Raw genomic sequence first — 26,222 nt, 5'->3', positions numbered from 1 at the left:
ATGACGGCTTGGACCAGCGTCGATAGGATGCCGGAGCGAAACGAACAGAAGCGGGCTCGCTAATGGAAGGCAGGAGGACGGGCGCATGGCGGACAGAGACCGGAACCAAGTGGCGCGGAGGAGTGCTTGACCGTTTACGACGGCGCGGCATCTCCAAGCTTCTCGTCCTCCTTCTCGTCCTGCCGGTCGCAGCGGAGCCGCAAGAGCCCGGCTACGCGGACGCAAAGATCGCCTCGCCCGCACGCACTGGCCGCGCGGGCGTCCGCCTCGCCTTTCCTGCCGATCAACTGCCGCGTCGCGGGATGCTGGTCGCGACCGGCAACGTCCTGTCGCCGCTGGCGCGCTGGATCGTCATCGATCTCGACCTCATGACGATCCGGCAGGCAACGACCCGTCTGGCCGACGCAGGAGGGCTGGTGGAGATTGAAAGCGAACGCACCGATGCCATTTCGGATGATGAGCGGCGCAACGTGATCGCGTCGGGCAACGAGGTCTGGATCACGCCGCCTCCCGATACGCCAGTGCTCGGTGAGCCGACAGACCGCCTGTGCAGCGTCGCCCTGTTCGACGGCGACGACGTCCTGCAGGAGGTCGGGTCCGATTGTCCGAGACCACGCCTTGTCGGAGTGCTGGAAGCGTTGGCGGCGTCCGCCAACGGGCGAGCGAGGTCGCAGGGGCATGCGCCGGAGCCTCCTTCCGCAAAGGCGTCGATCGGCTCAGCGCATCGCGAGCCCGATGGCACGCTGGTCCTATGGCTGCGAGCCGAAAGCGAAGCCGGGTCCGTTGTCGGACATGGTGAGGTGCGCTACCCGCCGAGCAACCAGCACTATGACCGTGTCCTGCGCCATTTGGGTCCGATCCCGCCGGGCGGTGAGGTTCTCGTGTGGCCATTTCCACCACACTGGCCGGACGAACCTGCGTTGCCTCAGCGACCAAGGTCGTAGGTCACGGTCGCGATCACCTGGGGGCGGTCGCGTCGTGCACCCGGTGCGTCGGCACGGCTGAGGACCAGCGCCAGCTTTGGCTCCTTGCGCAGTCGGAAAAAGGTCGAGACCATGCCATCTCGGCGCTCCTCGCCGATGCGCTCCCAGCGATCGGAGACGTCCGGTGAGGCGGCCACCGCTTCGGCCGCCGGCTGGAAGTCGACCCCGCCGCCGCCCGTGATGTGGCACATCGGAATGTCGCGCGAGACCACCAGCGCGTAACCCTCGTTGGGTCCGGCATTGATCCGCCAGTAGCGGTTGCCGCGCCGGAAGGGCTCGGGAGGGAGGAGCGGCTCGGGCAGGCTCTCGGTCTCGAACACCGCGCCGCCAAGATCGATGGCCGCAAGGAAGCGCGCCGGATCGTTCAGCCAGCTTGACGGGTCGAGGACCCAAATCTCGCAGCCGCGCAATGCGCCTTCCAGACCACTGCGCAACGGATCCGCGACAGGCCCATCCTGCGCCGATGCGGATCCTGAGATGGCGAGCAGCATCGTGGATGCGAGCAGCAGGCGGGGCAAGCGTTTTATGTCAGTCCAGCACCGGAATCGCAGCATCATCGGTTCTCCAAACCCTGTGAGGCGCGCTCGGCTCTGATCATGCCCGCTTCTCGGCCGATCTGGTCGCGAAGAGCCGTCAGTCCTGCCCGCATTCTTTCGTGTACGGCCGGATCCAGCGAAGGATCGGGATAACGGACGTCCCAAAGGAGCACGGCGTCGATCGTCCGCTGGAGCTTGGGGATGTCGCCGAAGGCCCAGCCATTAACGGGCGGCCCGAGTGTCTCGAAGAGCGACGAGAACAGAGCGGGTTCGCCGGTCTGGTCCTGAGCGGGGCTCGCATTCAGGCGTGAGCGCCAGCGAAGTTGCCCAGCATAAAACCAGAACGTCGCCTCGTCGCGCCTGCCCGCCTGCATCAGGGGTGCCGCACGCAGCATGATGTCGCTGGGCAGCGCGTGACCCGCGGTCTCGGCACCTGGCGGCAAGGCTGGTTGCTCTGCGAAGGCCGGTGGCGGACCAAGAAGAAGGAGGGCTGCCGCTATAAGGTGCGGGAAGATGGTGCGATAGGGCATGTGGCGCGGCGGCTCCCTGCGACTTCTGCCGATACACAAGGCTTATGCAGTGAAATGGAAAATGTGAACGGTAGCTTACCGGGATTGGACGAGCAATCGTGGAAAGGCTCAGAAGGGTTACTTCCGGTCATCCAATCCCTTCGCAAAAGTCGGTCGCGAATGCTAGCTTTTTGCGACCGGTTTTTGCGACAGAAGTTTTCCGAGAAATACATTGTCGCTGATTTTGTCGTGAATATCAGGATACCTGCGACGGCCGCCAGGGTATGAGTTGCTTACAACTTGGTTCGGTCCCTGCCTTGCCTCCATTGGACGAGGTAGCCAAAACCTGGACCGATCAGCGCTCCGCCAATAATCCAATGGATCAATGTTAGCGGCTTTTCGTCAGGATCATGCCCTGTCACATAAAGGAAGAGAAAAAACGCGACGACACCAGCGAACATGAGAGTGATCGGGAATAGTATGCTTTTACGGAAGCCTTGCGTCATAGGTCTCTCCTATCAGTTCATAGTCACGGAGTAGCTGCCCCTAACCCTTTAAGAGGTTGGCTGCCACCACGAACGTAGACCACAGCCCGTCGCAAAAATCCCGATTTGAAAGACACTTTCTGGTTTTTGCGACGTCGCAAAATACAGAGTTCTGCGATAGCCGCAATGTCCGGAGATGGCGTGCATGGGATTTCGCCGCGCGGCTTAAATGTCTGGGCAGAATTCAGATCAAACCGCATAACGCGATTGCAAGCATTCCCATCACGCCTCGTCCACGTCAGCCTCCTCAACGCCATCGAACGACAGCACCACATCATTCTCCCGGCCCTGCATCAGCCCCGCGTCCTCCAGCATCTCGACATCGGGCAAGTCCTGCAGCGTCTCCATGCCGAAGGCGCTGAGGAAATGCCGGGTGGTGACATAGGTGTAGGGCGCACCGGGGGTGGGGCTGCGCGGCCCGGAAGCGATCAAACCGGCGCTGCGCAGGCTCGCAATGGTGTCCCGGCCGATCTCCTTGCCGAAGGCTTTTGAAAGTTCGCCGCGGGTGACCGGCTGCAGCGTGGCGATCGCCATCAGGACGGCTGCCTCCTGGCGAGATAGCGTCGCCGCCAGTGACCGCGTCTCAACCGTCGATGCACGAATGGTATCGGCATAGACGCTGCGGGTGCGATGCTGCCAGCCGCCAGCCACGGAGACGAGTTCATAGGGCCGCCCGACCAGATCCTCGCGCAGATCGTCGATCAAGAGATCGATGGCGCAGTCCTTGCCAACGACACGGGCCAGCGTCTCGCGGGTGACGGGCTCTGCGGACGCAAAGATCACCGCCTCGACCCGCATCATCCATTCCCGCCAACGCAGCGCCGCCGGCAGATCCTCGAGCTCCCGGTCGAAAGCGCGATCTTCATCCCGTTTCCCGGTGCGCTGGCGGGTGCCCGTGCTTGCGCCCGCCATGGTCACAGCCCGTAGATCCGAAACGTGCTGCGCCCGGACAGCTCCCGCACAGCACCCGAGCTTTCCAGCCGCTCGAACATCCGCCGGCTGGCCCAGCGCGAAAGGTCCGCACCCGGAGCGGACGCCGATACCGCATCCTCATCCAGCAATCGGTGGATCACACCCTCGCCGCCTTTCGTGCGCAATTTTGGCGCCACCGTCACGAGCTGCCCGGCGCGTCGATCGATCTCGCTTGCGCCTTGCAGTGCGGCCCGTGCACCATCCACCAGCGCCAGACACACCGCACGCGCAAAAGCCGGCTCGCCTGGCCGCACCCGTCCGCGGCCACCCAGCGTGCGGAACGCCGGTCCGTTGCGCTGCGCCATCAGGAGAAACACCGGCTGTGTCCAGCCGAGCCGCTGCGCCATCAACGCGTCGGCCAGTGCCCAGGCCAGGCGTTCGGCATCCGGGCGAACGGCATGGATGACGGAGACGAGATCGGCCGCGGCAAAGGGCGCAGATCGCGGCGACTGCAGCGCGCCAACGGCCAGGTCGACCACGCCGCCCAGGCGATCGTCCCAGCGCAGCGAAAGCAGCACGGCGAGCTCCTGAAGGAACGCGGTGTTCACGGGACCCTTGCGGGCACTCAGCTTCCGGTAGGCGGAATAGACGTTTCCAGCCGGACCAAGACCACCGGCGTCCGACGACAACAGCAGGGCATCCCGCAGCTCGGCCTCCCCCTCGGTGCGCCCCGTCAGGCGCACGGCGGCAGCAGCGGATCGAAGGGCCAGACGCGCGCGCCAGCAGCCCGCCCACACCGGCTCGCTGCGAACGAGATCGTCCAGCGTTTTCAGGGCGATGCCTGCCGAGAAGGCCGCGTCGCTTTCCGTCTCGGCAGGCCGCAGTGATACGGACCATGACGGCAGAATGAAGCCGGGGGCAGCGTCAGAAGCGACCGGGATGTTGCGCAAAGTCATGAGAGGACCGTAGCTGATATGTGCGGATTATGCCATCGAAAACAAATCAATCTGCACACACTGTCGCCAAGTAAAGACGTCCGATAACGTTGACTTATCGGACATATTTGACGTGTGCGAAATAGTACGGTAGAAATACATCAAAAGGTATGTCGGACGGGCGTCGTTTTTGAGACTCAAGGGCTTGGGCGAAGATCTCGCGCATGATTATGAGATTCTCCGAGCGTCAATATGAGACTGGGTGAATCGGAATTTCTGAGACTGCGCCGTCCCGCGGCCTGATTGTGCTCCCATCCCGTTGAGGCGCTGGAAACGTCCATAGATGCGCCGGCGTAATGCGAGCGGCCACCCCTGCAAGGCTTGCCGTAGGCGCTGCTCCCCCTCCCCGTCACTCGCCAACAAGACAGAAGCAGCATAACCGACGGGATCAGCGGAAAGACGTCCGATGCCGACGGCAAGGGCATAATTCTGCAACAACGAGCCCTGCGTCAGCGACAACAGGCCGGCACGCACTGGCTTTGCAAGGACTGGTGCCACGCGATCGTATTCTGGCACGATGATCAGCAACGCTTGCCTGGCGATCGGACGGGTGAGGAAATCGTGATTGGCCCGGCGTGCTGCCAGAGACAGGATTGGCTGTTCGGTGAGCGATGGTGGCGAGGATCTGCGATGGCGTGTGGTCAAGAAATCCAACAGTTGCGGTATGGAGGGCACGCCGTCCTCCCTCCCGTGCGCCCAGTCCGTCAGCCGCGCCGCGCCGTCATGTGCGTTGAAATCGAGCAGCGTCAGAGCCGTTTCCGGCAGCCACTCTCCCAGTTTTCTGCCGCCGCACGCATCGAACCGAAGGTCGTGCTCGCGACACCAGAAGTTCCAAGGAAACGCTGCGCGCTTCCGATGGATGCCGGGCGAGCAACCGCGGCAAACGTATCGATTACCCAGGGCGACCATCCGCCGCGCATGCGGTGCGATTTCCTCGAAGGTCATCGTCCGGAGCGCCTCGATCGTCATGCCGGTGAGGGAAGCCAGGATGGGGCCCTCCCCTCCCCCGAGCCGCCATTCGAGAGCCGTCGCATCCCTGAGGCTCAAGCCACAGTGCTCCAAGAACACGTCGGTCGGCATGGCGTAGAGCTGCGCCAGCCGGTTGAGCCAGGAAGACAGTCGCTCGTCGCGCGCAGGCCTTGGCACAACAGGCAGCTTCGTCGATGACGGCGCGGATATCACACAGGCTCTCCCAAAAGCGCCAGGACGTTGCGCTTGTCAGCCACGGCGCCAAGCGTGATCCGTTCCTCGCCACTTTCGATCGCGGCGATGGCGAGCCCGCCCATCAGCGAGAACACTGCGGCCGTTATGCCGCCGGTCACCTCGACGAGGCGTTTTAGCGTTGCATCCGCGATCTCGCTCGGCCGCCGCAAGGGCAAGGTGCGCTGCAGGCTTCCTATCAGACCGGCGAAATCCTGATCGTTCTGCCAGGGTGGCAGCGCGAAGGCCTCGAAGCGGCGAACCAGTTGATCGTCGGTGCGAAGCGCATTGCGCGCCTGCTGTGTGCCGACGCAGACGAGTGGAACCCTGAGTTCGTTGCCGAGAAAACGCAGCATGTTCAAAAAGCGGGTCTGCTCCCGCACCGTTCCTGCCTGCAGGCTGTGCACCTCATCGATGATCAGCAATCCCGGACGAATCTCCGAAAGCAATCGTAAAGTCAGGCTTTCGAGCACCGACAGTGTTGCCCGAGGCGGCTCCGGCGCTCCGATCGTCGCCAGCAGTCGTTTGTAGAACCGCGCTTCATCAGGGCCTGGCACCATCTGGACGACGATCACCGGCATCTGCATCCGCCCCGTGACCGTGTCAAAATGCGAAGGATGATCGCGCGCAAATTTCTCCACGATCATGGTCTTTCCCATGCCGCTGGCTCCAACGATGAGGAGGTTGGGCATGCGAGCACGTTGCGGGAAGAGGAGCAACTCCTCGAGTTTTGCAAGAGCCTGTTCGGCGCGTGGATAGTTGATCCAGCGGTCGGCGCGGATCCTACGGATGCGCTCTTCAGAGCCAAGCGCGGCAACGAGCCGGCTGGGCGGGAAAAGATGCGAAAACTCATCAGTCATCCCATTCCTCCACCTCGAAATACGGAAGTTGTAATGGCTTGTCGTCGCCGAGTGGCCCCACCTCTGCAGTCACGTCGATCATCTTTGTCGATGCCAGATGCGCGCGTCGGGCCGCATCTCTTCGCATCGCTTTGGTCGTTCGCGTCGCTTCGTCGATCAGCGTCCGCTGGGCAAGAATTGTCGAGAAAATGAGCCCCTCATCCACCGCACAGCGACCTTGTTCGCGCAGCGCACGAACGGCAGCCCGATGCTCCCAAAGTGCGATGGCCGGCCGGGTCCGGTCGGCCGGGCGCGCCTCCAGATACCCCTCCCCTGCTGCGACGAACACGCAGGACAGATCACGCGGATCGTATTTGACCGTCAAACCCGATCGATCCCGTCCCATCAGCCAGCGCAGTTCGTCCGACCAGTAACGGATGTGAAACAGATGCAACCCGTCGCGCTGTAGGGTGCGCTCCTCGGACGGCAGAAAATCGATCAGAAACTGCCGCGGGTCGGACGGTCTGCGCACCGCGATATCCCCCACCCGTGCGTTCCAGGCGGCCACTGGCGGCAAATCGAGGGCCTTATGAAGGCGAGCATGGTAGGAGCCGACAATCTCAAAGGCCAGATAGGTTTCCAGTTCCCGCAACGTCATCACCGCCTCGGCTTCCGGATCGAGGTCGCCGCGCTCGCGAATGTTCGAGAAATGCGAGCCGGGGATGAGATGCACGGCACCCATCATCGTGCCGATCAACCTCTCGATATGGCCGCCGAAGCGCGGTGTTCCTGGCGGACGGTAGGTCAGGTCGATGCGGTGCTCCGCACACGCGCGCTCGAAAGCGCGGGCGTGGAATTCCGCGCCATTGTCGACATGGATCGTTCTGGGTATCCCATGTGCAGGCCAGTCGGCTGCGATACCGCGCGAGGCCAACCAGGGCGTCTTGTCCATCACCGCATGGGTCAGACACAGCGCCACGGCCGTCAGTGACGGCGCTTCCAGTGACAGGTAAAAGCCCATCGCTATCCGCGTGTTGACGTCGATGGCCAAGGTCAGTGTCGGTCGGCCGATCGGCAGCCGCGTCACCGGATCGACCACCGTGACATCCACCTTCGTATGATCGATCTGGACAATCTCCAGCGGCGCGGCCGCCTCCAACCCGCCCGGTGTTGCCAGGAACAGCGCTTCGGATTTGCCGGCGCCCTCACGCCGCCGCATCAGATCGGCCTGATCCTTGGTCTTAAGCCAACGACCGAGGCGGCGGATCGACGGTGGCGGCAGCCCTGCGATCCGGCAGTCCGCGGCCACCTCCCGCTGGAAGCGGGTCAAGGTGGGCTTCCGCCGCGTTGCAAAGAGCTTCTGAAAATGCTGCTCGACGATGGCGAGCACGGCTGGGTCGAATGGCTGCATGCCAGAATTGGGGCCGCGCCGGCCGGGCAACAACGTGCTGGTACGCTCGTCTTGCCGGAAACGCTTCAGCCACCGAAACAAGGTGGCCCTGCTGATCGCGAGCGCGTTCATGGCGGCACGGATCTCAGCGTCGCAGGGTCTATCGGGTAGCTTCGACAGGACATCGGCACGCCGCCGCGCCTCTTGCCAGTCAAACTCACCCACCATAGAATCAGCCATGGCCAACTCGTCGTTTAGCTGCAAACTGGTCTCAGAAATTCTGACTCAATACCGGGTCCAGTCTCATTTACCCTGAATCGGTCTCACTTTTACGACACGGGCAAGTCATTGAAATCGTATGAACAGCAATCTCAACAACCTCGGCTTGCCGACACACGGCGAGAAGACCTCGGCGCCGTCTCTCAGCACGGCGGCTGGGCATGATGTTTCAGCGTCGCAGGTATCGGGCGGAAGCCCCCTCCTCTCTCCCGCCGGCGACGATCAGACGCCAACCCATCTCGCCAACCTTGCCGATCGTGCCCGGGGCTACGTCGCAGCGGCCAGCTCCGCGAATACACGAAAAGCCTACGCAGCCGACTGGAAGCATTTTTCCGCGTGGTGCCGGCGGTCCAATCTGGCTCCCCTCCCCCCGCATCCGCAGACCGTTGGTCTCTACATCACCGCCTGCGCGTCGGGCGCGGCGACGCGCGGCATGAAGGCGAACGCGGTGTCGACGATCGAGCGACGGCTGGCGTCCTTGTCGTGGAACTATGCCCAGCGCGGCCTCCTGCTCGATCGCAAGGATCGTCATATCGCAACGGTCATGTCCGGCATCCGCAAGAGCCATGCCAAACCTCCGGTTCAGAAAGAGGCAGTACTGGCGGAAGACATCATCGCCATGGTCGAGACGCTTGATCGCGGCACGCTGCGCGGCCTACGTGATCGCGCCATGCTGCTGATCGGCTATGCCGGCGGCCTGCGCCGCTCCGAGATCGTCGGTCTCGATCTGAAAGCCGAGCAGACGGAAGACGGGCGCGGGTGGATCGAGATCCTCGATCAGGGTATGCTCGTTACGCTACGGGGCAAGACCGGATGGCGCGAGGTCGAGGTGGGGCGTGGATCATCGGACACCACCTGCCCCGTTGTGGCGGTGGAGACCTGGATCCGATTTGCAAAGCTGATCCACGGGCCCCTGTTCCGCAGGGTAACCGGAGAAGGCAAGGCCGTCGGGCCGGATCGTCTCAACGACCGGGAGGTGGCGCGACTGGTGAAGCGCGCGGCGATGGCCGCCGGTGTCCGTGGAGATCTCAGCGAGATCGAGCGGACGCTGAAATTCTCCGGCCACTCGCTGCGCGCGGGTCTTGCGTCCTCGGCCGAAGTCGATGAGCGCTATGTTCAGAAACAGCTTGGGCATGCCTCCGCTGAGATGACGCGTCGCTATCAGCGCAGGCGGGATCGGTTCCGGGTGAACCTGACGAAGGCTGCAGGTCTATAGCACTCGATTATGGGGTAGTGTGACCGCTACCAGCCCCTAATCGGTCTCTGCGATAGCCAACCTCATGCCGACACGGTGCAAGGAAATCAACACCCGCAGCTTCTTGCCCCGGGCTCCGACCCTCTTGGTAGGATTATCGTGCGCTATCGACGATTGATCCGCCGTCAGTTGCCGCGATTCCTCCGAACGAAGGGGAGCCACTCAACGAGCGCGATCTTAGTCTGTTCGGTGACATTCTCGTAGTAGGTTGACGGGGCAATAGGTGATAGTCTGCAGATCGGCTCGACCCAGAATACGCCACGGTGTTCCTATGAACGAGATAATCGTTTGAAGGGGCGGTCGAGCTCCGCCTGGTCGAAATATGCAGACGCCTTGCGCAATATCCCATTGGCTTGACGAAACTCGCGGTTCTCACGCTCCAGAGCCTTTATCTTCTCGGCAACATCGCACGACAGGCCCGCTCGCTTGCCGCTGTAGACCTAACAACGTCGCATCAGGTGTTTAAGCCGCGGACAATGCTGCCTCATCCTGAACATCGAACATTCGTTCGAGGTTGAGAAAGCAGATCATGCCTTCGGGTTGAGCAATGATCCCGTCCGCATAGTCTGTACCGCTCGTAACGCTGATTTCGGGGACTGGCTGCAACTGGTTCGTGGCGACTGTGAGTATGTCCGAAACGCGATCGACCAGAAGTCCCATCACCATGCCATGGACTTCAGCGACCACGATGGCGCTGCGCTCGTTTGGCACTGTGCTCGGCATGCCCAGCTTGTTAGCAAGATCGATGACCGGGATGACCGTGCCGCGAAGGTTCATCACGCCGAGCACGTCGGACGGCGCATGGGGGATCGGCGTCGCCGGGCCCCATCCGCGAATTTCGCGGATGGAGATAGTGCGCACGCAGAACTCTTGATCGTGCAGGCGGAACGCGATGATCTCGAACGTGTCGCCTAAGATCGCGTGGGCGTTCGGGCTCATCAGAATTCCTCCCAGCTTTCCTTGACGGCAGCGTTGCCGGAGAAAGATCTTGTCACTTTTCCCGCGATCTTCCGCGCAGGCGACGCCACATGCGGATGTGCGGAGCCAGCCGCCATGACGGCCGCTGTCTGTCGCAAGGTATGTCCGACCTGAAACTGCCCGATGAGATCGCGAAGGTGCTCGGCCTCGGAAACCAGTGCGGCACTGGCGGCATTGCTTTCTTCCACCATGGCCGCATTCTGCTGCGTCACCTGGTCCATCTGGTTGACAGCCGTGTTGACCTCGGCGAGACCGACGGACTGCTCGCGTGCCGACGTTGCGATCGCATCCATATGCTGGTTGATCGTTATGACGTAGCCTTCGATCGTGCGAAGGGAGTCACCCGTTTCGCTCACCAGTTGGACGCCGCTCTTCACCTCGACGGAGGAGTTGCGGATCAGCTCCTTGATCTCCTTGGCGGCTTTAGCGGAGCGCTGGGCCAGTTCGCGCACCTCTTGGGCTACGACGGCAAAACCCTTGCCGGCCTCTCCGGCACGAGCGGCTTCCACGCCTGCGTTCAGCGCGAGCAGGTTGGTCTGAAAGGCGATCTCGTCGATGACGCCGATGATGTTGGCAACCTGATCGGAAGACTGTTCGATCTTCTGCATGGCATCGACCGCGTTGGCGACAACCTTGCCGGACTGGACGGCACTGGCATTCGCCTGCACGGCTACCGAACGCGCCTCGTCGGCGCGCTTTGAGGAGTTAGAGACGTTCGCCGTGATCTGGTCGAGAGCGGCTGCGGTCTCCTCCAGTGAGGCGGCCTGCTGCTCCGTCCGTTTGGACAGGTCGTCGCTGCTCTGGCTGATCTCACGGGAGCCGTTGTCGATCTGCACAGTTGCCTGAGCAACCGAACGCAGGGTTTCCGCCAGCTGCGAGACGGCGCCATTCAGATCGTGACGAAGAGCATCAAAATCGGGAGAAAAGGGATCGTTGAGCTGGAAGTTCAGATCGCCGGACGCCAGACGGCGAAGACCTGTGGCAAGACCCGAGGTTGCTTCCTGAAGGCGAGCCTGAGCTGCAGCTTCGGCTTCGGCTGTCAGGCGAACGCGATCTGCCTCCCCCTGAAGACGGGCTTTTTCGGCTTCTTCTTCCAGACGCTTGTTGGCGATCGCCGCCTGACGGAAGACTTCGACAGCACCTGCCATCTCGCCGATTTCATCAGCGCGGCCACCATAGGGGACCAAGGTTGCGGTGTCGCCGCCGGCCAGTTTCGTCATGGCGCTGGTGATGGTGCGGATGGGTTTTGCAATGCCGGTCACGGCAAACACGATGGCGCCAAGGATGAAGGCTGCAAGGAAACTGATGGCCACGATCGTCATGGTCAGCGTGGTGCTGAACACCGCCTGGCTGGCTTCATAGCTTTCTTTGGCGCCTTTTTCATTAATCTGCACGAGCTTGGTGAGGTTTTCGCGGATGCGCGTACCAAACGGGCCCATTGCTTCCTGGAGTACGGCCCGCGCTTCCATATCCTTACCTGCCGTTGACAACACCATAAGCTTGTCGCCTTCGGCCACGTAACCAGCGAAATCTTGCCGAACCACTTTCATGAGCTCGAGCTCAATCGGGAAAGTGTAAATCGCTTCATATTTAGAGGCTATTTCAGGAAATGCAGCTGCCAACGTCTTGACCTTCACTTCCATAGCTCGGGTCGCCGCGTCGTCTGGCGCTAGAATATGGTCACGATAGGCGATGCGAAGCTCAGCCTGCTGCTGGAACATGTCTTTGGCAATGGCCAAACCAGGCATCCAAGTTGTCGAAAGGCTGGTAACGAACTGATTGGTCGTCTGAAGCCTATTGATGGAGTAGGCGGCGAAACCGCCCACGATCATGCCAATGGCAACGAACATGCCGATGAGTGCCATCTTAATACTGGGTCTGGACATTTTGGTCCCTGAAGCCGGTCCATCAGCAGCCTCATATCGCCTTGGGATCATTTAGCATGGACTTCATGTCCCGCAATGATGCAAACATACAACCAAATTATTAAGGCTTTTGGAGAGCGGAAACTTTTTTAGAACGCCCTGGACGCGAATTGAATTCCTTCCCGTTCGCTCTGCGGGCCATGCACTTGGAGCAACGCCAATCGTTCATGTATAAGAACGGGGGGCGATTCCTCGCATTCCGCACATGCCAAGACTGCTGATTCAGGCCCACTGCTTTTGTTGAAAAACTGTCCGGTATCAAATCGGTATGGCGCCCGGTTTTCGGTCCGAACGCCGTGTTTTAAATCACCGGAATTTACAGGTAGATGGCTTCCGTCCATCCAGCGGGATCAATAGAATAGGGCGCACTCCCTCTTGCGAATAAAACCATAAACTCATAATCAGAGCCAACAATTTCCGTTTAGCGCTTCAATTGAAAATGAGATCTGAAAAGCGACACCCACATTGCTGAATCGTTCCGCAAATCATCGCTAGCAAAGGCTCGTCCTGTGGAAGATCGCGTCCGTTTCGCCTTGAAAAGTTGCTGAACATCGCCCATCAGGATACGGGCCAGGGAAAGTGAGTGGCCAACTTCCTGCTGGCCTGGTGGAACGCCGAGGTGCATGGCGGCTTCGATCTCACTGACCTCGCCAATGTCGATCGTGACGTTGCGGACGACATGGCCACGATCTTCACTTGGCTCGCCCGTGGAGACGACCTTGCCTATCCCACCGATTATCGCAGGGAGGTCGAGCAGATCATCGCACATTGGCGCCCGAAAACTGGGACGGCCTGATGCCAAGCACCCGCAAACAACCGACCCTGCATGGTTGTGAACGACGGTCCAGCAAGATCGATACGCTCGCCTCGGTGCTGCCGTTCGGACGCCAGGACGAGCTGGCAAAGCTCTTCACCGACAACGAAGGACCGGCGCGAGTGGGGGACTAGCGGCCATTCGTGACTCGTCTCTTGGCATCCCTGACGTGAATTGAGTGCGGCAGCTTGGCCATTCTCTCAAAAAATTATCTGCATTTGAGAGTGTACACGCATCCTTTCCTGCAGCCTATAAGCACAACTGCGACGGAAACAGCTTCAAAACCTTGATCCATTCGAGCTTGCGGCTCTGGTCGCGCGCTCTCTCTAGCCGTCCTGAAACTGATTAATCTGCGACGATGGAGCGGCGACAGAGCATTTCGGTTGATGATGGTCACCCCTTTCCAGTTCACCGGCCGGCGAACGTGGCCGTCATGTTGCCGCCCAGCCGCGTATCTTGCAACGGGCGCAGTTGCACGCGTTTTGCGGCTGCTATGCCGGTGCACCGCACTGTCCAGCAATATGGCTCGAGCCAGGCAAGTTTGGATTTCTTCTCCTCAGGGTCAACCGGCACTTGCCTGGTGCCAGTCTTCGCCGCGAAAGGGCGAGGGTCGTCGTAGGCGGTAACGGCGCGTTCCACCGCGCGGTGCAGGGCGTCGTGGCCCTCCCCCGCTAGATCCACATTGTTGGCCTTGCCGAACGCGGCCATCATTGCCGCCGGCGTCACGGCATAGACCTGGTAGTCTGCCGCGCGCGTCTGTCGCTTCAGTTCGTTGGGCAAGAAGCCGTCGGCATCCACTTGCTCGGCAAAGATTGCATACATGTCCTTTGCCCAGTCAAATTGATCGCGGCGATTGGTGACGATGCTCGTGGCCATCACGCTCCAGGCTGCCCAGTAATAGTGATTGTTGATCTTCTCGCGCGCGTCATCCTTGTCCCATTCACGGGTGACGTGATCGGCGATCGTCCCGAGCCAGTCATCGATCTCAGCAGCTTTCGAGGCGTAGACGAGAAGCGGCTGCGAGCGCGAAAACTTGAGGCGTAGCCATGCGCCACTCAGGCTGGCGAGGGCCCATTTCCGCTCCGACTTTCCGGTGTGATTGACCGCCGGGCCGAGAAGCGCCTTTGCGTCGGCCCAGGCACCGTACCACGCGACGACACACTGCAGCGTCTGCGTCGGACCGCCGTCTATATATTGATCGACAAGTTTGACGGCCCCCTTCTCCATGTCACGGATGGGTTTGGTAAGCGTCTTGTACCTCTCGCTGGACACTTCATTGAGAATGTTGCGCGATTTGCCCGAACCTTCGTACTTGCTCGGGAAGTCCAGTGCTTCCGTGAACGGCACAGGTGACGGCGTACACGGTCCCACCAAACGGCTGCTGTGACGCACCTCACCGTAATAGCCGGGCGGTGGCACCAAATCATTCGCCAATGCAGGCCTTGCCATGCCGCTCGATGTGAGGACCAAGGCAATCACAGCGGCGACAGGCGTATGTAGATGTCTGCACATCTTGCGATTCTAGCTAAATAGACGAAGGGTGGAAAGCGTCGTCACCCCTCAATGTCGATGACAGATCCACCGAGGCGCGAGAGCACGAAAAGTTTGATCCCGGATATCGAGCGGCTCCAGACGAGGTGCGCCTTGAGAATGAAGAACGCGAACCCTGTTCCCGTCCCAGAAGGATGATAGCGCCGGGGACATACAGATATCTGGGGAGGACATAGACCAAGACAGCTTCGCAGATTTTTGCCGGACCCAGGAATATCACGACCGTCGGGACTCTCAGCTTAATGCGGCAGATCGTTCAACCTAGATCCAAGGTCGGAGGAGGCGGCCATCCCGCATTAGCTGAACGATCGAGAATTTGAGCCTCTGTGCAAGCGAGTGTGGTAGCCGCAGACATTCGCGGATTCTACAGCGAGACCGATCAGGCGGAGTACCTCTCCGTACACTCGCCAACAGGACTTTGCTTTGCCAACGGAACTGGATAGGCGTTCCATGCGGAAGCAGTTTGACAATGCATAGACCGTCGTGCCCGTTCGCTTTGAGCAATGTCGCGGCCCTATTTTTCTTCCTCGGGAGGAGGTTCAAGAAATATAACCTATGGCGAAAACAGCATCAGGAAACTTGGAAAAATCCTGATTGAAAAATATCCTTTCTTTTCATGTAGTTAAACGTGTAGGCAGCTGCCAACTACTAACCTGCCTTCAAACCTTCCTGACCGTTGGCATTCAGCAAAGCCATAATCATGGGCCCGAGTGAAAACTCACCTCGCTCAGTTCGACGCGTCAGATCGCGGAGATAAGCGCCGGGTGAGTTTATGAAATTCGCTCGTTCGAGAATGCAAGCCATGGTCGCCGCGGCATTCTCCGCTCCCATAACGTCGCAGGCGTCCTGATACGCTGACGGGCTAACACCAAGCATTGATCGAACCACGACAGCCGCGGACATCAGATCCCGCCAACTGTCGACGCGACCACCTCGCCCGTAATCCGTGATTGAGGGGCAAGCCTTCAGGACAACGGAAAGCGGAAATGCCTTCACTGGGTGCTTGTCGCGCAGTCGAAGATCGCTCGCTTTCGCCTCTGGCTGTTTTCTTAAGCCAGGTTCAAATTCATTTAGGGAGTTGGTATTTGAATTCTGTATGTGCTGCTCACTATGAGCAGCATTGGCGCTCGTAAAATCACAAAAATGATGCGCTTCCAAGCGATTGACGACTTCTTCCTGCAGCATCTGCATCTCCTCCAGAATGGCTTCGACTTCAGCAAGGCATGGAGCACGAGGGATTCTTCCCACCAACGCGAGATACATGCCCTCCGCATCCGCCCAGTCACTCTCAGCACCTTCTTCAACAGCCGCTGAAATTAACTTGCGAACATCTCGCCGGCAAATCGTCAAACTCTCTTTTGCTCGTCTCAAGTTTGCTCGGTCTGCCATGACCTGTTGTGCTAAGCCTGCCAGTTCCTCACAGCGGGCGAGCAGGGGGGAGAGGTCGAAGCCGAACGCGCTTTGCACAGCTCCGGCACTGTCTTTTCGGGCATAACGTTTGCCGTTGGCACTATCTTTGCGAACGATCAATCCCGCGTCGACCAGCACTCCAAGATGTCTGCGCAGCGTGGCTCCTGCCATGCCATGTGCACGAAGGGCCAGTTGCGCATTGGATGGAAATACGATCATCTGCGCACCTTGGCGCAGCTCGTTTTCCGGATAGAAGCTCAAGAGGGCATCAAGGACGGCAAGGCTGTTCGACTGGATACCTAGCGGCACCATTGCCGCAGATGCATCCCGGAATATCTTCCACTTGTCGGCTGCTTTGCCCGCCGCGATCTCGGTCGTCTGCCGTCGCACAAGTGCGAGCGTCATCGGCCGCCGCCCGAAGGGCGTCGTTACACTTCCCGTTTGCATCATCTTCTACCTTTCAGAAGGCAAAATGAAACGGCTCACCAAAACGGTGCCAAAAGCTCTTGACGAGGATTCGAGGAAATGCGATTCTGTAGCTGCTAGACTTACAGATCGGGTTCCACGACGGCGACGTTGTGGGGCCTTTTCTTTTGCTGCTTAAGCTCCCTGTTTTTGTTTTGCTGCTCTGTGCGCTTCGTAAAGCGCTGGAAGGTGTTCCACGATGAAGGCCGCAAAGTCCGGCGTTGCCTTCTTATCAATCGTGATTTCCATCTTTATCTTGTTCTGTTTCATCTGAGCCAACCGTTCTCCACCGGATGTTACCAGAACGTCCGGTGCGCCGCGCTGCGGGCGCGTTGGCTTGAGGTGAGCAACGACAAGCTTGAACCTTTCATCGGAAGGCGTTGCCTGCACGGCATCCGACTGAGCGTAGGAGGTCGCATCTTTGGATGATGACACCTTCTCCATAAGCTCCGCCAACTGTTGCCAGCTCGGCCGACCGATGCTTGGCGCGGGACCGATCGCCTCGATCAAGTCAAGAGGTAGGGCATCCACGAGCATCAACATTTTCGAGAGTGTGCTTTTGTCGACCGATAGAGACGACATGATCACGTCGCGCGGAAAACGATGTCTCAACGTCGCGGCAAACCTTGCCTTCTCAATGAAGCTCAGGTCCTGCCGCTCATTGTTCTCCTGGCCTTGGGCTATCACGAGCTGCTCATCCGTCAAATCACGGACGATCGCTTTGACCGCTAGACCCAATTCCTTCAACGCGCGGTGTCTGCGGTGTCCGAAGGCAACCTGATAGCGGCCCGGCATCTCGGGATGGGGGCGCACGAGGATAGGTACTTGCTGGCCTTGCTCGATTATCGATGCCTTCAAGCCGTCAATACCGCCCGGCATGCGATCCTGCGCAAACGACGCATCGATTTCCGACGCGTCGAGGTCGACCACCACCTGCCCTTCGGCGAGCCGCTTCTCGATCTCATCGGCCCTGCGCGTTCGATCATTCAAGTTACCGATCGATTCGCTCACGGCTGCCATTGATTTTGGCTTCATGAGCGGCTTTGTCGGCAGAGACAGCCCATCATCCGCATCACTGAGATGGTCAAATATTCCTTTCCGGCTCATGATCTCCCCCAAACCTGCTTGATCAAACCTTCGATTTCGGCGTTGACGTTGTTCATGGACTCCAAAGCTCGGTCATAGGTCGTCCGGGTGAACTGGCCCCGTTCAACCTCGAACAGAGTCTGGTTGGTGAGGCCGGCGTCAGAAATTGCCGTGCTCTTCAACATCGAGTTGACCATCACATCATCGTTGAACATGCTTCGGAGCAACGCTACCATCTGATTTTGCGGACCATCGGTGGGTTCAAAACGTGTGATGAGAAACCTCATCCAGTTGTTTCGATCGTCCGCGCCGACGCTGGCAATTTCGTCGAGCAGATCGCTTGTCATCGCGAGGAACTGGTTCATGGACATCACATCCAACATTTGTGGATGCACGGTGATCAGGACCGAGGTCGCTGCAGTCAGGGCAGACATCGTGAGGAAGCCGAGTTGAGGAGGGCAGTCGATAACGACAACGTCGTAGTCGTCTCCGACCTCTTCGATGACGGTCTGGATCCGCGCGAAGAAAATTGGCTCATTTGGCCGTTTCTGCATCAGCGCCTTGGGCGTGGTATGTTCGAACTCCATCAACTCGATATTTCCTGGAATAAGGTCCAGCCCTGGTATGTACGTCTTCCGAATGACGTCCCGCATCGACCGACGCTCGTCATCGTAGCGAATTGCGCCGTATATTGTTTCGTTCTCACCAACATCGACCTCTGGCTGGGTGCCAAACAGCGCTGATAGACTGGCCTGCGGATCAAGGTCGATTGCCAACACGCGATATCCCCGTAGGCCAAGATATTGCGCGAGATGAGCGGCAGTTGTCGTTTTTCCTGATCCGCCCTTAAAATTCATCACCGCGATGACTTGCAGGTCCTCGCCCTCGGTTCGGTTCTGGACATAGCGTCGGGGGACCCGTGCTCCACGGGTCGTTTCATCAAGCAGCTTTCGCAACTTCGCGACATCATCCACGCTATAGACACGGCGGTTGCCTGGTCCGGTCACCGGCTTAAAGTCGTTGTCATCACGAGCTTCAAGATCAGCAACGACTGTCCGCAGATACCCTTCGGCGAGCCCAAAAAACTTGGCCACTTCTGCAGGCGTGAAGTTTCTGATCGTCTTCCTTGCAAGCGGCGGGAAGATCTTCGTCTGATGGGCCTGTAGCTGTTTCGATAATGTATTCGAATGACGTCGAACGACTTCCCGCAATGGGGAGGCCTTTAGTGCTGGTGCTTGCTTGCTCTTCGCCATTTTCTGCGCCTGTTGAGATGACCTGCGGTATAATGCGGGCTCACCCCAAAAACTCCGCAGGTCCAATAAGACGCGAACAGCTACGAGTCTGCAAGAGCTTTATCGTTAACAAGTCGTTAACGGCGCGTCACTCAACAAAGCTCGGAATGATCGTATCATGGGATTAAGTTCATTAGATTCAATGATATGCACCGATGCCGTCGGTTTGATAGTTCCTAGATTGTTCTAGGGTAAATCCTACAAGCCGAGCTCCTCGAAAATGGGGAGAACCTACTGCAAGCTCTAACGCGGCGTGTTCGCAAGCTGCGACTCACCGCTTTGGTCTATGTAGGATTCTACAACTGCACCTCGATTCCGATCTGTGCTCATTTCCTGTCGAACACAACGATGGAGAAATCGATGCAGGTTCTGGCTTTCTCAACACCACAAGATGTTCACGAGGCACGCGTTCTTCACAGCCATCACGAACTCCGAGCGCGCGTCTTCTCCGACCGCTTGGGCTGGGAGGTCGATGTCATTGACGGGTGCGAATCGGATCATTTCGACAGGCTGAAACCAACCTATCTTTTTGCTCTCTCGAGCGCTGATACGGTCGCGGGCTGCGCTCGTCTTCTTCCCGCGCTCGGCCCGACGATGGTCGTAGACGTCTTCCCATCTCTTCTTCCCTCCGGACAGCTTGATGCGCACGAGGCCATGATCGAGAGCTCGCGTTTCTGCGTGGATACGACGCTCAGCGAGGGCAGGGGAGAGGGCTCGGTACACGAGGCGACACTGACCATGTTCGCCGGGATCACCGAATGGTCGATGGTAAACGGCTTCACGGATATCGTGACCGTCACCGATCTCCGGTTCGAGCGCATCCTGTCTCGCGTTGGCTGGCCGCTGAGGCGCTTGGGCGAACCGAAAAAGATCGGCGTCACGATGGCGGTGGCCGGAACCTTGCCGGCCAATGCAGAGATGTTTCAGAAACTCCGGCCAACGGACTATCGCTCCAAGTTCAGCGTTTCACTCGACCGAGCCGCGTGAGGGAGAACCCGTGACACAGCTCCTTTCCCATCCTCGACTCGTCCGCAAACTCCAGGAGGCACTCGGCGATCAGCTCTGTGCCGCACTGGACGATGTGAGCGTCTTAGAGATCATGTTGAACCCAGATGGAAAGCTTTTCATCGAACGGCTCGGCCACGGTGTTGCCCCCGCCGGTGCCATGTCGTCCGCCGCCGCTGAAATGGTGATCGGTACGGTCGCCCATGCTCTTCAGACTGAGGTCGATGCGGATCAGCCCATCATTTCTGGTGAATTGCCGATCGGTGGGCATCGATTTGAGGGGTTGCTACCTCCGATCGTCGCCAAGCCAGCCTTCACGATCCGGCGCCGAGCATCGCGGCTGATACCGCTCGACGACTACGTCCGCATCGGCGTCATGACGAACTGCCAAGCCACAACGATCCGGAGCGCGATCGCGTCGCGTCTGAACATCATCATTTCCGGCGGTACAGGTTCAGGCAAGACCACACTCGCAAACGCCGTCATCGCCGAAATCGTGACGTCCGCGCCCGCCGACCGGATCGTCATCCTGGAGGATACCGCCGAGATCCAATGCACCGCCGAGAATGCCGTCCTTCTGCACACCAGCGACATGGCGGATATGCCCCGTCTGCTTAAAAGCACCCTGCGCCTGCGGCCTGACCGCATTATTGTCGGCGAGGTCCGTGATGGGGCCGCCCTCACACTTTTGAAGGCCTGGAACACCGGTCATCCCGGCGGCGTGGCGACCATTCATTCCAACACCGCCATGTCGGCGCTTCGCCGATTGGAACAGTTGACTGCCGAAGCCAGCCACCAGCCAATGCATGAGGTCATCGGCGAGGCCGTCGATCTGATCATTTCCATCGAAAGAACGCCTCGGGGACGGCGGGTGCGTGATGTCATCCATGTCGAGCGCTTCGTCGACGGCCAATACGAGATCCAGTCCGACCAGCCTACCGAAGAACAGGAGGCACGCCATGTCGCTTAGAGGCACCGCGATCGCGATTGCACGTTGTGCAGTCCCCATCCTTTTCCTATCGGTGATACCGGCTCTCGCCAGCTCGGGTGGCAGCCTTCCATGGGAGGGTCCGCTCGAACAGATCCAGGAATCGATCACCGGTCCGGTCGCCGGATACATTGCGCTTGCCGCGGTGGCGATCGCCGGCGGCATGCTGATCTTCGGCGGGGAACTCAACGACTTCGCGCGACGCCTGGTCTACGTGATGCTGGTTGCCGGCATCCTTTTGGGCGCCACGACGATCGTCGGCCTGTTCGGTGCGACCGGTGCCTCCATCGGCGTGACCGACACTTCGGCCACGACCTCGGGATCGGTGAGAGAAGGGGAGGGGGCTCATGGCTGAGCCCATGTCTGGCCTCCGTCGTCACCGCGTCCACCGCGCGCTCTCCCGTCCGAACCTGCTGATGGGCGCTGACCGGGAGCTTGTGCTGATCACCGGGCTTGCGTCCGTGATCCTGATCTTCGTTGTGTTGACCGTCTACTCGGCCATTTTTGGGGTTGCGGTCTGGATCGTCATCGTCGGGGCGCTGCGCATGATGGCGAAATCCGACCCGATGATGCGGCAGGTCTACCTCCGCCATATTTCCTACAAGCCCACCTACAGGCCGACGACCTCGCCGTGGCGCAAATTCTGAGGAGGCAAGGATGGCCGCTCTCAAACAGTTCAGGACCACTGGTCCGTCCTTCGCTGATCTCGTCCCTTATGCCGGCTTGGTGGACAATGGCATTCTCCTGCTGAAGGACGGCAGCTTGATGGCCGGCTGGTACTTCGCAGGGCCTGATGCCGAAAGCGCCACTGATCTAGAACGCAACGAGTTGTCGCGACAGATCAACGCCATTCTGTCGCGGCTTGGCAGCGGATGGATGATTCAGGTCGAAGCAATTCGGGTTCCGACGGTCGACTATCCCTCCGAGGACCGCTGCCATTTTCCGGATTCTGTCACGCGCGCGATCGATGCCGAGCGCCGGGCGCAGTTTCGGCGCGAACAGGCGCATTTCGAAAGCCGGCATACCATCATCCTGACGCACCGGCCCCTCGAGCCGAAGAAGAGCCGCCTCAGCAAATACATCTATTCCGACAAGGAGAGCCGCAAGAAGACCTACGCGGACACCGTGCTCGTCATCTTCAAGAATGCCGTCCGCGAGATCGAACAGTATCTGGCCAGCACCCTGTCGATCCGGCGCATGGAAACTCGGGAGACAACCGAGCGGGGAGGGGAACGCGTTGTTCGGTACGACGAGCTTCTCCAGTTCATCCGGTTTTGCATCACGGGCGAAAACCATCCGGTCCGTCTGCCCAATCTGCCGATGTATCTCGACTGGCTGGCGACCGCCGAGCTTCAGCACGGTCTGACGCCGAAAATTGAGAACCGCTTTCTCGGCGTGGTCGCGATCGATGGGCTGCCGGCGGAAAGCTGGCCGGGGATCCTCGGCAGCCTCGATCTTATGCCCCTGGCCTATCGCTGGTCGTCGCGTTTCGTTTTCCTTGACGCGGAAGAGGCGCGGCAAAAGCTCGAGCGCACGCGCAAGAAATGGCAGCAGAAGGTGCGGCCGTTCCTCGATCAGCTTTTCCAAACGCAGAGCCGATCCGTTGACCAGGACGCCATGACCATGGTGGCCGAGACCGAGGATGCGATCGCGCAGGCGTCGTCGCAGCTTGTCGCCTATGGCTATTATACGCCGGTTGTCATTCTCTTCGATGAGGACCGCGAAGTGCTGCAGGAGAAGGCGGAGGCCATCCGCCGTTTGCTCCAAGCCGAAGGTTTTGGCGCGAGAATCGAGACCTTGAATGCGACCGATGCCTATCTCGGAAGCCTACCGGGGAACTGGTACTGCAATATTCGCGAGCCGCTGATCAACACCAGCAATCTCGCCGATCTCGTGCCCCTGAATTCCGTGTGGTCGGGTTCGCCCGTAGCACCTTGCCCATTCTATCCTCGGAACTCGCCGCCATTGATGCAGGTCGCGAGCGGCTCGACGCCCTTCCGGCTCAATCTCCATGTCGATGACGTTGGACACACGCTGATTTTTGGCCCGACCGGCTCGGGCAAGTCCACACTTCTGGCGCTGATTGCCGCTCAGTTTCGCCGATACGAGCATGCGCAGATCTTCGCCTTCGACAAAGGAAATTCCCTGCTGCCGCTGACCCTAGCTGCCGGTGGAAATCACTATGACATCGGCGGCGATCAGGAAACGGGAGAGAGACGATTGTCGTTCTGCCCGCTCTGGGACCTTTCTACGGACGGCGATCGGGCTTGGGCGACCGAATGGATCGAGACGCTGGTCGCGGTGCAGGGCGTCACCATCACGCCCGATCATCGCAACGCCATATCGCGCCAGGTGGCGCTCATGGCCGCTGCGCAAGGGCGATCGCTGTCGGATTTCGTCAGCGGCGTTCAGATGCGCGAGATCAAGGACGCCCTGCATCACTACACCGTCGATGGACCGATGGGACAACTCCTCGATGCGGAGGAGGATGGACTGACGCTGCGCGCCTTTCAGTGCTTCGAGATCGAAGAACTGATGAACCTCGGCGAACGCAGCCTGGTGCCCGTCCTCACCTATCTGTTTCGCCGGATCGAGAAGCGCCTCGACGGATCGCCAAGCCTGATCATACTCGACGAGGCCTGGCTCATGCTCGGCCATTCTGTCTTCCGCGCCAAGATCCGAGAATGGCTGAAGGTGCTGCGCAAGGCAAATTGCGCCGTCGTTCTCGCAACGCAGTCAATTTCCGATGCCGAACGCTCGGGCATCATCGACGTTCTGAAGGAATCCTGCCCGACAAAAATCTGCCTTCCGAATGGTGCCGCCCGCGAGGCGGGAACCCGCGAATTCTACGAGCGGATCGGCTTCAACGAACGCCAAATCGAGATCGTCTCAAACGCCATCCCGAAGCGCGAATATTATGTCGCGACCCCGGAGGGCAGAAGGCTGTTCGACATGTCGATTGGACCTGTCGCGCTCAGTTTCGTCGGCGCCTCCGGAACGGACGATCTCAAACGCATCCGCGCTCTGAAGCAAGAACATGGCCATGACTGGCCGATCCACTGGCTTGAATCGAGAGGAGTCCACGATGCTCGACCGCACCTCAACGACACATAAGTGGTTTGCCGTCCTGACCATCGCAGCCACAATAGTGAGCTCATCCAACCTTGCACGGGCGGGAACTGCGACCGGCGCTGCGACCGAGTGGACGCAGCTCGCCAACAATGCGCAACTGATCGACCTGATGAAGAGTTCAGGCCTGCAGGTGGACAATCAGCTCACGCAGATCGGTCAACTGGCGGAGCAGATCCAGAACCAGCTCAGAATCTACCAGAACATGCTGCAGAACACCGCACAGCTGCCGAACCACATCTGGGGAGAGGTCGAGGCGGATCTCAACCAGCTTCGCAGCATTGTCGATCAGGGTCAGAGCCTTGCGTTCTCCATGGGCAATGCCGACGATGTCCTGAAGCAGCGCTTCAAAAGCTACGCGGACCTGAAGACCAGCCTGCCGAATGCGGAGAGCTTTTCCACCACCTACCAGAGTTGGTCGGACACCAATCGCGACACGATCGGCAGCACGCTGAAAGCGGCAAGCCTGACTGCCGATCAGTTCGACAGCGAAGAGAGCACCATGAGCGCCCTTCGAAGCATGTCGGACTCGGCCAATGGCCAGGTCAAGGCGCTCCAGGTCGGTCACGAGATTGCCGCCCAGCAAGTCACACAGATGCAGAAGTTGCGAGGCCTTGTCTCGCAGCAGATGACGATGATGGGAACCTGGCTTCAGAGCGAACAGACCGACAAGGATCTGGCGCAGACGCGACGGGAGAAGTTCTTCAATGCCGACGTGACGACGATCCCAAGCGGCCAGAAGATGGAACCCCGCTGGTGAGCCGTCCCGCCATCCTGATCATTGCGCTGCTCGTGATGGCTGTGGGTGCGTCTGTTGCGACACTGTTGGTCGTCAGGTCAACACAGCCCGAACACGCTCAACTGAGCGACGAGCAGCAGCTCACGCGCCAAAAAGTCTTTGGCTTCAGCAATGAGCTTCCGCCGATCGAAAAGGGGCAGGAGATGCGACCACGATGGTAAGAAGCGATCTCGATCGGATGCTATTGCTTACGGGACTTTTGTGCCTCCTGATTGCAACCCCGGCCTTCGCCCAGCAGGGACAGGTTCTGACCGAGCTGGAAAACCAGGTTTCCACAGCCGCGAAAGGCTGGGAAGCTACCATCACGGATGCGGCCCGGTCTCTGTTCTGGATCCTCGCCGGGATCGAAATTGGCATTGCCGCCGTATGGCTGGCGCTTCAGGCGGCCTCGCTCGACAGCTGGTTTGCCGAACTCGTTCGCCGCGTCATGTTCATCGGCTTTTTCGCTTTCGTCTTGAATCAGGGGCCGACGTTCGCACGGACGGTCGTCGATAGCTTGTATCAGATTGGCGCCAACGGTGGATCGGCCTCCCCGGCCGAGGTCTTCGACGCCGGCATCCGCGTTGCCTCGCAAATGTCCCAGCAAGCCAAGTTCGGCGTGTTCGAGGACAACGCTCTCGCGATCGCGGCGGTTCTGGCGATGGGCGTGGTGGTGATCTGCTTCTCGCTCGTCGCGGCAATGTTCGTGGCTGTCATGGTCGAGATGTATGTCGGTCTGCTGGCCGGCATGATCATGCTTGGTCTCGGCGGCTCGTCGTCCACCAAGGACTTTGCCATCCGCTACCTGGTCTACGCCTTTGGTGTCGGCATGAAGCTGATGGCGCTGGTGATGATCGCAAAGATCGGGTCGGAAGTCCTGCTCGGGCTCGCACAGGCCCCGACGGCCGAATCCGACCAGTTCATCACGACGCTCGCCATCGCCGGCGTCTCCGTCGTCGTCTTCATCATCGCTATGTACGTGCCGAACATCATACAGGGCGTCGTGCAGGGAGCTTCCGTGTCTGGCGGCATGGAGGCCATCCGCCATGGCGGGCAAGCTGCTTCGTTTGCTGCAGGTGGAGCATTTCTTGCCGCAGGTGCGGCTGGCGCCGGCCTAGCCGCAGCTCAGGCCGCGCGTAACGGTGGCTCATCCGTCGCTGGAGCAGCTTTGCGCGGCATCGGGGCTGGAATTGGCTCAGCCGGCAAAGCTGCCGGGGTCGCCGTTAAGGAAAAGGCGATCGGATCTCCTGGCGCCTATGCCGGCTCCATTCTGGGACTGGCGAACACAAAACTGGACGAGAGCCGTGGCGGTTACATTGGGCCAAAACCGTCTCCCGAACGAACTGACAGATCCTAAG

The 26,222-nt window shown here is 59.8% G+C and carries 25 protein-coding genes, 1 pseudogene and 1 other annotated feature; of the genes and pseudogenes, 12 read left to right on the top strand and 14 right to left on the bottom strand.

Annotation, left to right across the window (positions count from 1 at the left end; genetic code table 11):
• Nucleotides 1–62 precede the first annotated feature (62 nt).
• Complete coding sequence (locus G8E10_RS18545) at nt 63–944, top strand: hypothetical protein (protein ID WP_167130238.1); 882 nt, start codon at nt 63–65, stop codon at nt 942–944.
• On the opposite strand, the gene G8E10_RS18540 is transcribed toward G8E10_RS18545, so the two are convergent.
• The 7 genes from G8E10_RS18540 to G8E10_RS18510 form a co-directional block, all read right to left on the bottom strand.
• A complete protein-coding gene (locus G8E10_RS18540) occupies nt 926–1,540 on the bottom strand; it encodes a hypothetical protein (protein ID WP_167130237.1) in 615 nt (204 codons plus the stop codon). The genes G8E10_RS18545 and G8E10_RS18540 overlap by 19 nt on opposite strands.
• Nucleotides 1,537–2,049 (bottom strand): hypothetical protein, encoded by a 513-nt coding sequence (locus tag G8E10_RS18535; RefSeq protein WP_167130236.1) that lies wholly within the window; start codon nt 2,047–2,049, stop codon nt 1,537–1,539. The genes G8E10_RS18540 and G8E10_RS18535 overlap by 4 nt, the downstream gene beginning before the upstream one ends.
• A gap of 746 nt (nt 2,050–2,795) precedes the next feature.
• Nucleotides 2,796–3,485, bottom strand: coding sequence for an SMC-Scp complex subunit ScpB (gene scpB / locus G8E10_RS18530; RefSeq protein ID WP_167130235.1), 690 nt, complete (start codon nt 3,483–3,485; stop codon nt 2,796–2,798).
• Nucleotides 3,486–3,487: 2 nt separating this feature from the next.
• Nucleotides 3,488–4,441, bottom strand: coding sequence for a DUF1403 family protein (locus tag G8E10_RS18525; protein WP_167130234.1), 954 nt, complete (start codon nt 4,439–4,441; stop codon nt 3,488–3,490).
• Between the two features lie 207 nt (nt 4,442–4,648).
• On the bottom strand, nt 4,649–5,662 hold the full coding sequence (locus tag G8E10_RS18520; protein WP_167130233.1) for a TniQ family protein: 1,014 nt from the start codon (nt 5,660–5,662) through the stop codon (nt 4,649–4,651).
• On the bottom strand, nt 5,659–6,540 hold the full coding sequence (locus G8E10_RS18515; RefSeq protein ID WP_110731364.1) for a TniB family NTP-binding protein: 882 nt from the start codon (nt 6,538–6,540) through the stop codon (nt 5,659–5,661). Before G8E10_RS18515 ends, G8E10_RS18520 begins: the two co-directional genes overlap by 4 nt.
• The gene (locus G8E10_RS18510; RefSeq protein WP_110803198.1) at nt 6,533–8,149 is read right to left on the bottom strand and encodes a Mu transposase C-terminal domain-containing protein; all 1,617 of its coding nucleotides are present in this window, start codon (nt 8,147–8,149) and stop codon (nt 6,533–6,535) included. Before G8E10_RS18510 ends, G8E10_RS18515 begins: the two co-directional genes overlap by 8 nt.
• A gap of 118 nt (nt 8,150–8,267) precedes the next feature.
• On the opposite strand from G8E10_RS18510, the gene G8E10_RS18505 reads away from it, so the two are divergent.
• The gene (locus G8E10_RS18505; RefSeq protein WP_167130232.1) at nt 8,268–9,404 is read left to right on the top strand and encodes a site-specific integrase; all 1,137 of its coding nucleotides are present in this window, start codon (nt 8,268–8,270) and stop codon (nt 9,402–9,404) included.
• Between the two features lie 221 nt (nt 9,405–9,625).
• Here G8E10_RS18505 and G8E10_RS26065 read toward each other — a convergent pair.
• The 3 genes and pseudogenes from G8E10_RS26065 to G8E10_RS18495 form a co-directional block, all read right to left on the bottom strand.
• Nucleotides 9,626–9,877: pseudogene (locus tag G8E10_RS26065) on the bottom strand (IS3 family transposase); the annotation flags it as partial.
• Nucleotides 9,656–9,770 (bottom strand) — a sequence feature (AL1L pseudoknot). Its footprint overlaps the pseudogene before it by 115 nt.
• Nucleotides 9,878–9,905: 28 nt before the next feature.
• Nucleotides 9,906–10,382 (bottom strand): chemotaxis protein CheW, encoded by a 477-nt coding sequence (locus tag G8E10_RS18500; protein WP_132665572.1) that lies wholly within the window; start codon nt 10,380–10,382, stop codon nt 9,906–9,908.
• Nucleotides 10,382–12,307: a HAMP domain-containing methyl-accepting chemotaxis protein gene (locus G8E10_RS18495; protein WP_167130231.1), complete on the bottom strand. Its 1,926-nt coding sequence runs from the start codon at nt 12,305–12,307 to the stop codon at nt 10,382–10,384. Before G8E10_RS18495 ends, G8E10_RS18500 begins: the two co-directional genes overlap by 1 nt.
• Before the next feature lie 622 nt (nt 12,308–12,929).
• On the opposite strand from G8E10_RS18495, the gene G8E10_RS18490 reads away from it, so the two are divergent.
• On the top strand, nt 12,930–13,142 hold the full coding sequence (locus G8E10_RS18490; protein WP_343289825.1) for a DUF7673 family protein: 213 nt from the start codon (nt 12,930–12,932) through the stop codon (nt 13,140–13,142).
• A complete protein-coding gene (locus G8E10_RS18485) occupies nt 13,142–13,294 on the top strand; it encodes a hypothetical protein (RefSeq protein ID WP_165910826.1) in 153 nt (50 codons plus the stop codon). Before G8E10_RS18490 ends, G8E10_RS18485 begins: the two co-directional genes overlap by 1 nt.
• Nucleotides 13,295–13,568: 274 nt before the next feature.
• Here G8E10_RS18485 and G8E10_RS18480 read toward each other — a convergent pair whose 3' ends face one another.
• The 4 genes from G8E10_RS18480 to repA all read right to left on the bottom strand — a co-directional run bounded on the left by G8E10_RS18480 (nt 13,569) and on the right by repA (nt 18,925).
• Nucleotides 13,569–14,609, bottom strand: coding sequence for a mannuronate-specific alginate lyase (locus tag G8E10_RS18480; RefSeq protein WP_167130230.1), 1,041 nt, complete (start codon nt 14,607–14,609; stop codon nt 13,569–13,571).
• Between the two features lie 750 nt (nt 14,610–15,359).
• The gene (gene repC / locus G8E10_RS18475; protein ID WP_167130327.1) at nt 15,360–16,568 is read right to left on the bottom strand and encodes a plasmid replication protein RepC; all 1,209 of its coding nucleotides are present in this window, start codon (nt 16,566–16,568) and stop codon (nt 15,360–15,362) included.
• Between the two features lie 153 nt (nt 16,569–16,721).
• Nucleotides 16,722–17,693 (bottom strand): plasmid partitioning protein RepB, encoded by a 972-nt coding sequence (repB, locus tag G8E10_RS18470; protein ID WP_167130229.1) that lies wholly within the window; start codon nt 17,691–17,693, stop codon nt 16,722–16,724.
• Nucleotides 17,690–18,925 (bottom strand): plasmid partitioning protein RepA, encoded by a 1,236-nt coding sequence (repA, locus tag G8E10_RS18465; RefSeq protein WP_110803001.1) that lies wholly within the window; start codon nt 18,923–18,925, stop codon nt 17,690–17,692. The genes repB and repA overlap by 4 nt, the downstream gene beginning before the upstream one ends.
• Before the next feature lie 399 nt (nt 18,926–19,324).
• On the opposite strand from repA, the gene traI reads away from it, so the two are divergent.
• The 8 genes from traI to trbL are packed head-to-tail and all read left to right on the top strand — an operon-like array spanning nt 19,325 to nt 26,221.
• Nucleotides 19,325–19,951 carry an acyl-homoserine-lactone synthase gene (gene traI, locus G8E10_RS18460; RefSeq protein ID WP_167130228.1) on the top strand — a complete coding sequence of 209 codons (627 nt, stop codon included), beginning with the start codon at nt 19,325–19,327 and terminating at the stop codon, nt 19,949–19,951.
• A 10-nt stretch (nt 19,952–19,961) separates the two neighbouring features.
• Entirely contained in the window at nt 19,962–20,939 is a 978-nt protein-coding gene (gene trbB, locus G8E10_RS18455) for a P-type conjugative transfer ATPase TrbB (RefSeq protein ID WP_167130227.1), read from the top strand.
• Nucleotides 20,929–21,312: a TrbC/VirB2 family protein gene (locus G8E10_RS18450; RefSeq protein ID WP_110803002.1), complete on the top strand. Its 384-nt coding sequence runs from the start codon at nt 20,929–20,931 to the stop codon at nt 21,310–21,312. Before trbB ends, G8E10_RS18450 begins: the two co-directional genes overlap by 11 nt.
• A complete protein-coding gene (locus G8E10_RS18445; protein ID WP_165910823.1) occupies nt 21,305–21,604 on the top strand; it encodes a conjugal transfer protein TrbD in 300 nt (99 codons plus the stop codon). The genes G8E10_RS18450 and G8E10_RS18445 overlap by 8 nt, the downstream gene beginning before the upstream one ends.
• 10 nt (nt 21,605–21,614) lie before the next feature.
• Nucleotides 21,615–24,071 carry a conjugal transfer protein TrbE gene (locus G8E10_RS18440; protein WP_167130226.1) on the top strand — a complete coding sequence of 819 codons (2,457 nt, stop codon included), beginning with the start codon at nt 21,615–21,617 and terminating at the stop codon, nt 24,069–24,071.
• Nucleotides 24,043–24,846, top strand: a complete 804-nt coding sequence (trbJ, locus tag G8E10_RS18435; protein ID WP_167130225.1) for a P-type conjugative transfer protein TrbJ — start codon at nt 24,043–24,045, stop codon at nt 24,844–24,846. The genes G8E10_RS18440 and trbJ overlap by 29 nt, the downstream gene beginning before the upstream one ends.
• A complete protein-coding gene (gene trbK / locus G8E10_RS18430) occupies nt 24,843–25,046 on the top strand; it encodes an entry exclusion protein TrbK (RefSeq protein WP_167130224.1) in 204 nt (67 codons plus the stop codon). Before trbJ ends, trbK begins: the two co-directional genes overlap by 4 nt.
• Nucleotides 25,040–26,221: a P-type conjugative transfer protein TrbL gene (trbL, locus tag G8E10_RS18425; protein ID WP_167130223.1), complete on the top strand. Its 1,182-nt coding sequence runs from the start codon at nt 25,040–25,042 to the stop codon at nt 26,219–26,221. The genes trbK and trbL overlap by 7 nt, the downstream gene beginning before the upstream one ends.
• Nucleotide 26,222 lies beyond the last annotated feature (1 nt).

It is taken from the genome of Ferranicluibacter rubi (assembly GCF_011603255.1).
GTDB classification, from domain to species: Bacteria; Pseudomonadota; Alphaproteobacteria; order Rhizobiales; family Rhizobiaceae; genus Ferranicluibacter; species Ferranicluibacter rubi.
The sequence above is the reverse complement of the archived record's forward strand: the minus strand, read 5'-3'. Positions and strand labels throughout refer to the sequence as shown.

Excerpts from the sequence above, each read along its gene's own strand:
- G8E10_RS18540 (WP_167130237.1), bottom strand. The coding sequence starts at position 1,540 with ATGATGCTGCGATTCCGGTGCTGGACTGACATAAAACGCTTGCCCCGC.
- trbL (WP_167130223.1), top strand. The coding sequence starts at position 25,040 with ATGGTAAGAAGCGATCTCGATCGGATGCTATTGCTTACGGGACTTTTG.
- repB (WP_167130229.1), bottom strand. The coding sequence starts at position 17,693 with ATGAGCCGGAAAGGAATATTTGACCATCTCAGTGATGCGGATGATGGG.
- G8E10_RS18500 (WP_132665572.1), bottom strand. The coding sequence starts at position 10,382 with ATGAGCCCGAACGCCCACGCGATCTTAGGCGACACGTTCGAGATCATC.
- G8E10_RS18505 (WP_167130232.1), top strand. The coding sequence starts at position 8,268 with ATGAACAGCAATCTCAACAACCTCGGCTTGCCGACACACGGCGAGAAG.
- G8E10_RS18440 (WP_167130226.1), top strand. The coding sequence starts at position 21,615 with ATGGCCGCTCTCAAACAGTTCAGGACCACTGGTCCGTCCTTCGCTGAT.
- G8E10_RS18515 (WP_110731364.1), bottom strand. The coding sequence starts at position 6,540 with ATGACTGATGAGTTTTCGCATCTTTTCCCGCCCAGCCGGCTCGTTGCC.
- G8E10_RS18485 (WP_165910826.1), top strand. The coding sequence starts at position 13,142 with ATGCCAAGCACCCGCAAACAACCGACCCTGCATGGTTGTGAACGACGG.
- G8E10_RS18535 (WP_167130236.1), bottom strand. The coding sequence starts at position 2,049 with ATGCCCTATCGCACCATCTTCCCGCACCTTATAGCGGCAGCCCTCCTT.
- G8E10_RS18545 (WP_167130238.1), top strand. The coding sequence starts at position 63 with ATGGAAGGCAGGAGGACGGGCGCATGGCGGACAGAGACCGGAACCAAG.
- G8E10_RS18510 (WP_110803198.1), bottom strand. The coding sequence starts at position 8,149 with ATGGCTGATTCTATGGTGGGTGAGTTTGACTGGCAAGAGGCGCGGCGG.
- trbJ (WP_167130225.1), top strand. The coding sequence starts at position 24,043 with ATGCTCGACCGCACCTCAACGACACATAAGTGGTTTGCCGTCCTGACC.
- repA (WP_110803001.1), bottom strand. The coding sequence starts at position 18,925 with ATGGCGAAGAGCAAGCAAGCACCAGCACTAAAGGCCTCCCCATTGCGG.
- G8E10_RS18450 (WP_110803002.1), top strand. The coding sequence starts at position 20,929 with ATGTCGCTTAGAGGCACCGCGATCGCGATTGCACGTTGTGCAGTCCCC.
- G8E10_RS18495 (WP_167130231.1), bottom strand. The coding sequence starts at position 12,307 with ATGTCCAGACCCAGTATTAAGATGGCACTCATCGGCATGTTCGTTGCC.
- traI (WP_167130228.1), top strand. The coding sequence starts at position 19,325 with ATGCAGGTTCTGGCTTTCTCAACACCACAAGATGTTCACGAGGCACGC.
- G8E10_RS18445 (WP_165910823.1), top strand. The coding sequence starts at position 21,305 with ATGGCTGAGCCCATGTCTGGCCTCCGTCGTCACCGCGTCCACCGCGCG.
- G8E10_RS18525 (WP_167130234.1), bottom strand. The coding sequence starts at position 4,441 with ATGACTTTGCGCAACATCCCGGTCGCTTCTGACGCTGCCCCCGGCTTC.
- repC (WP_167130327.1), bottom strand. The coding sequence starts at position 16,568 with ATGCAAACGGGAAGTGTAACGACGCCCTTCGGGCGGCGGCCGATGACG.
- G8E10_RS18480 (WP_167130230.1), bottom strand. The coding sequence starts at position 14,609 with ATGGCAAGGCCTGCATTGGCGAATGATTTGGTGCCACCGCCCGGCTAT.
- scpB (WP_167130235.1), bottom strand. The coding sequence starts at position 3,485 with ATGGCGGGCGCAAGCACGGGCACCCGCCAGCGCACCGGGAAACGGGAT.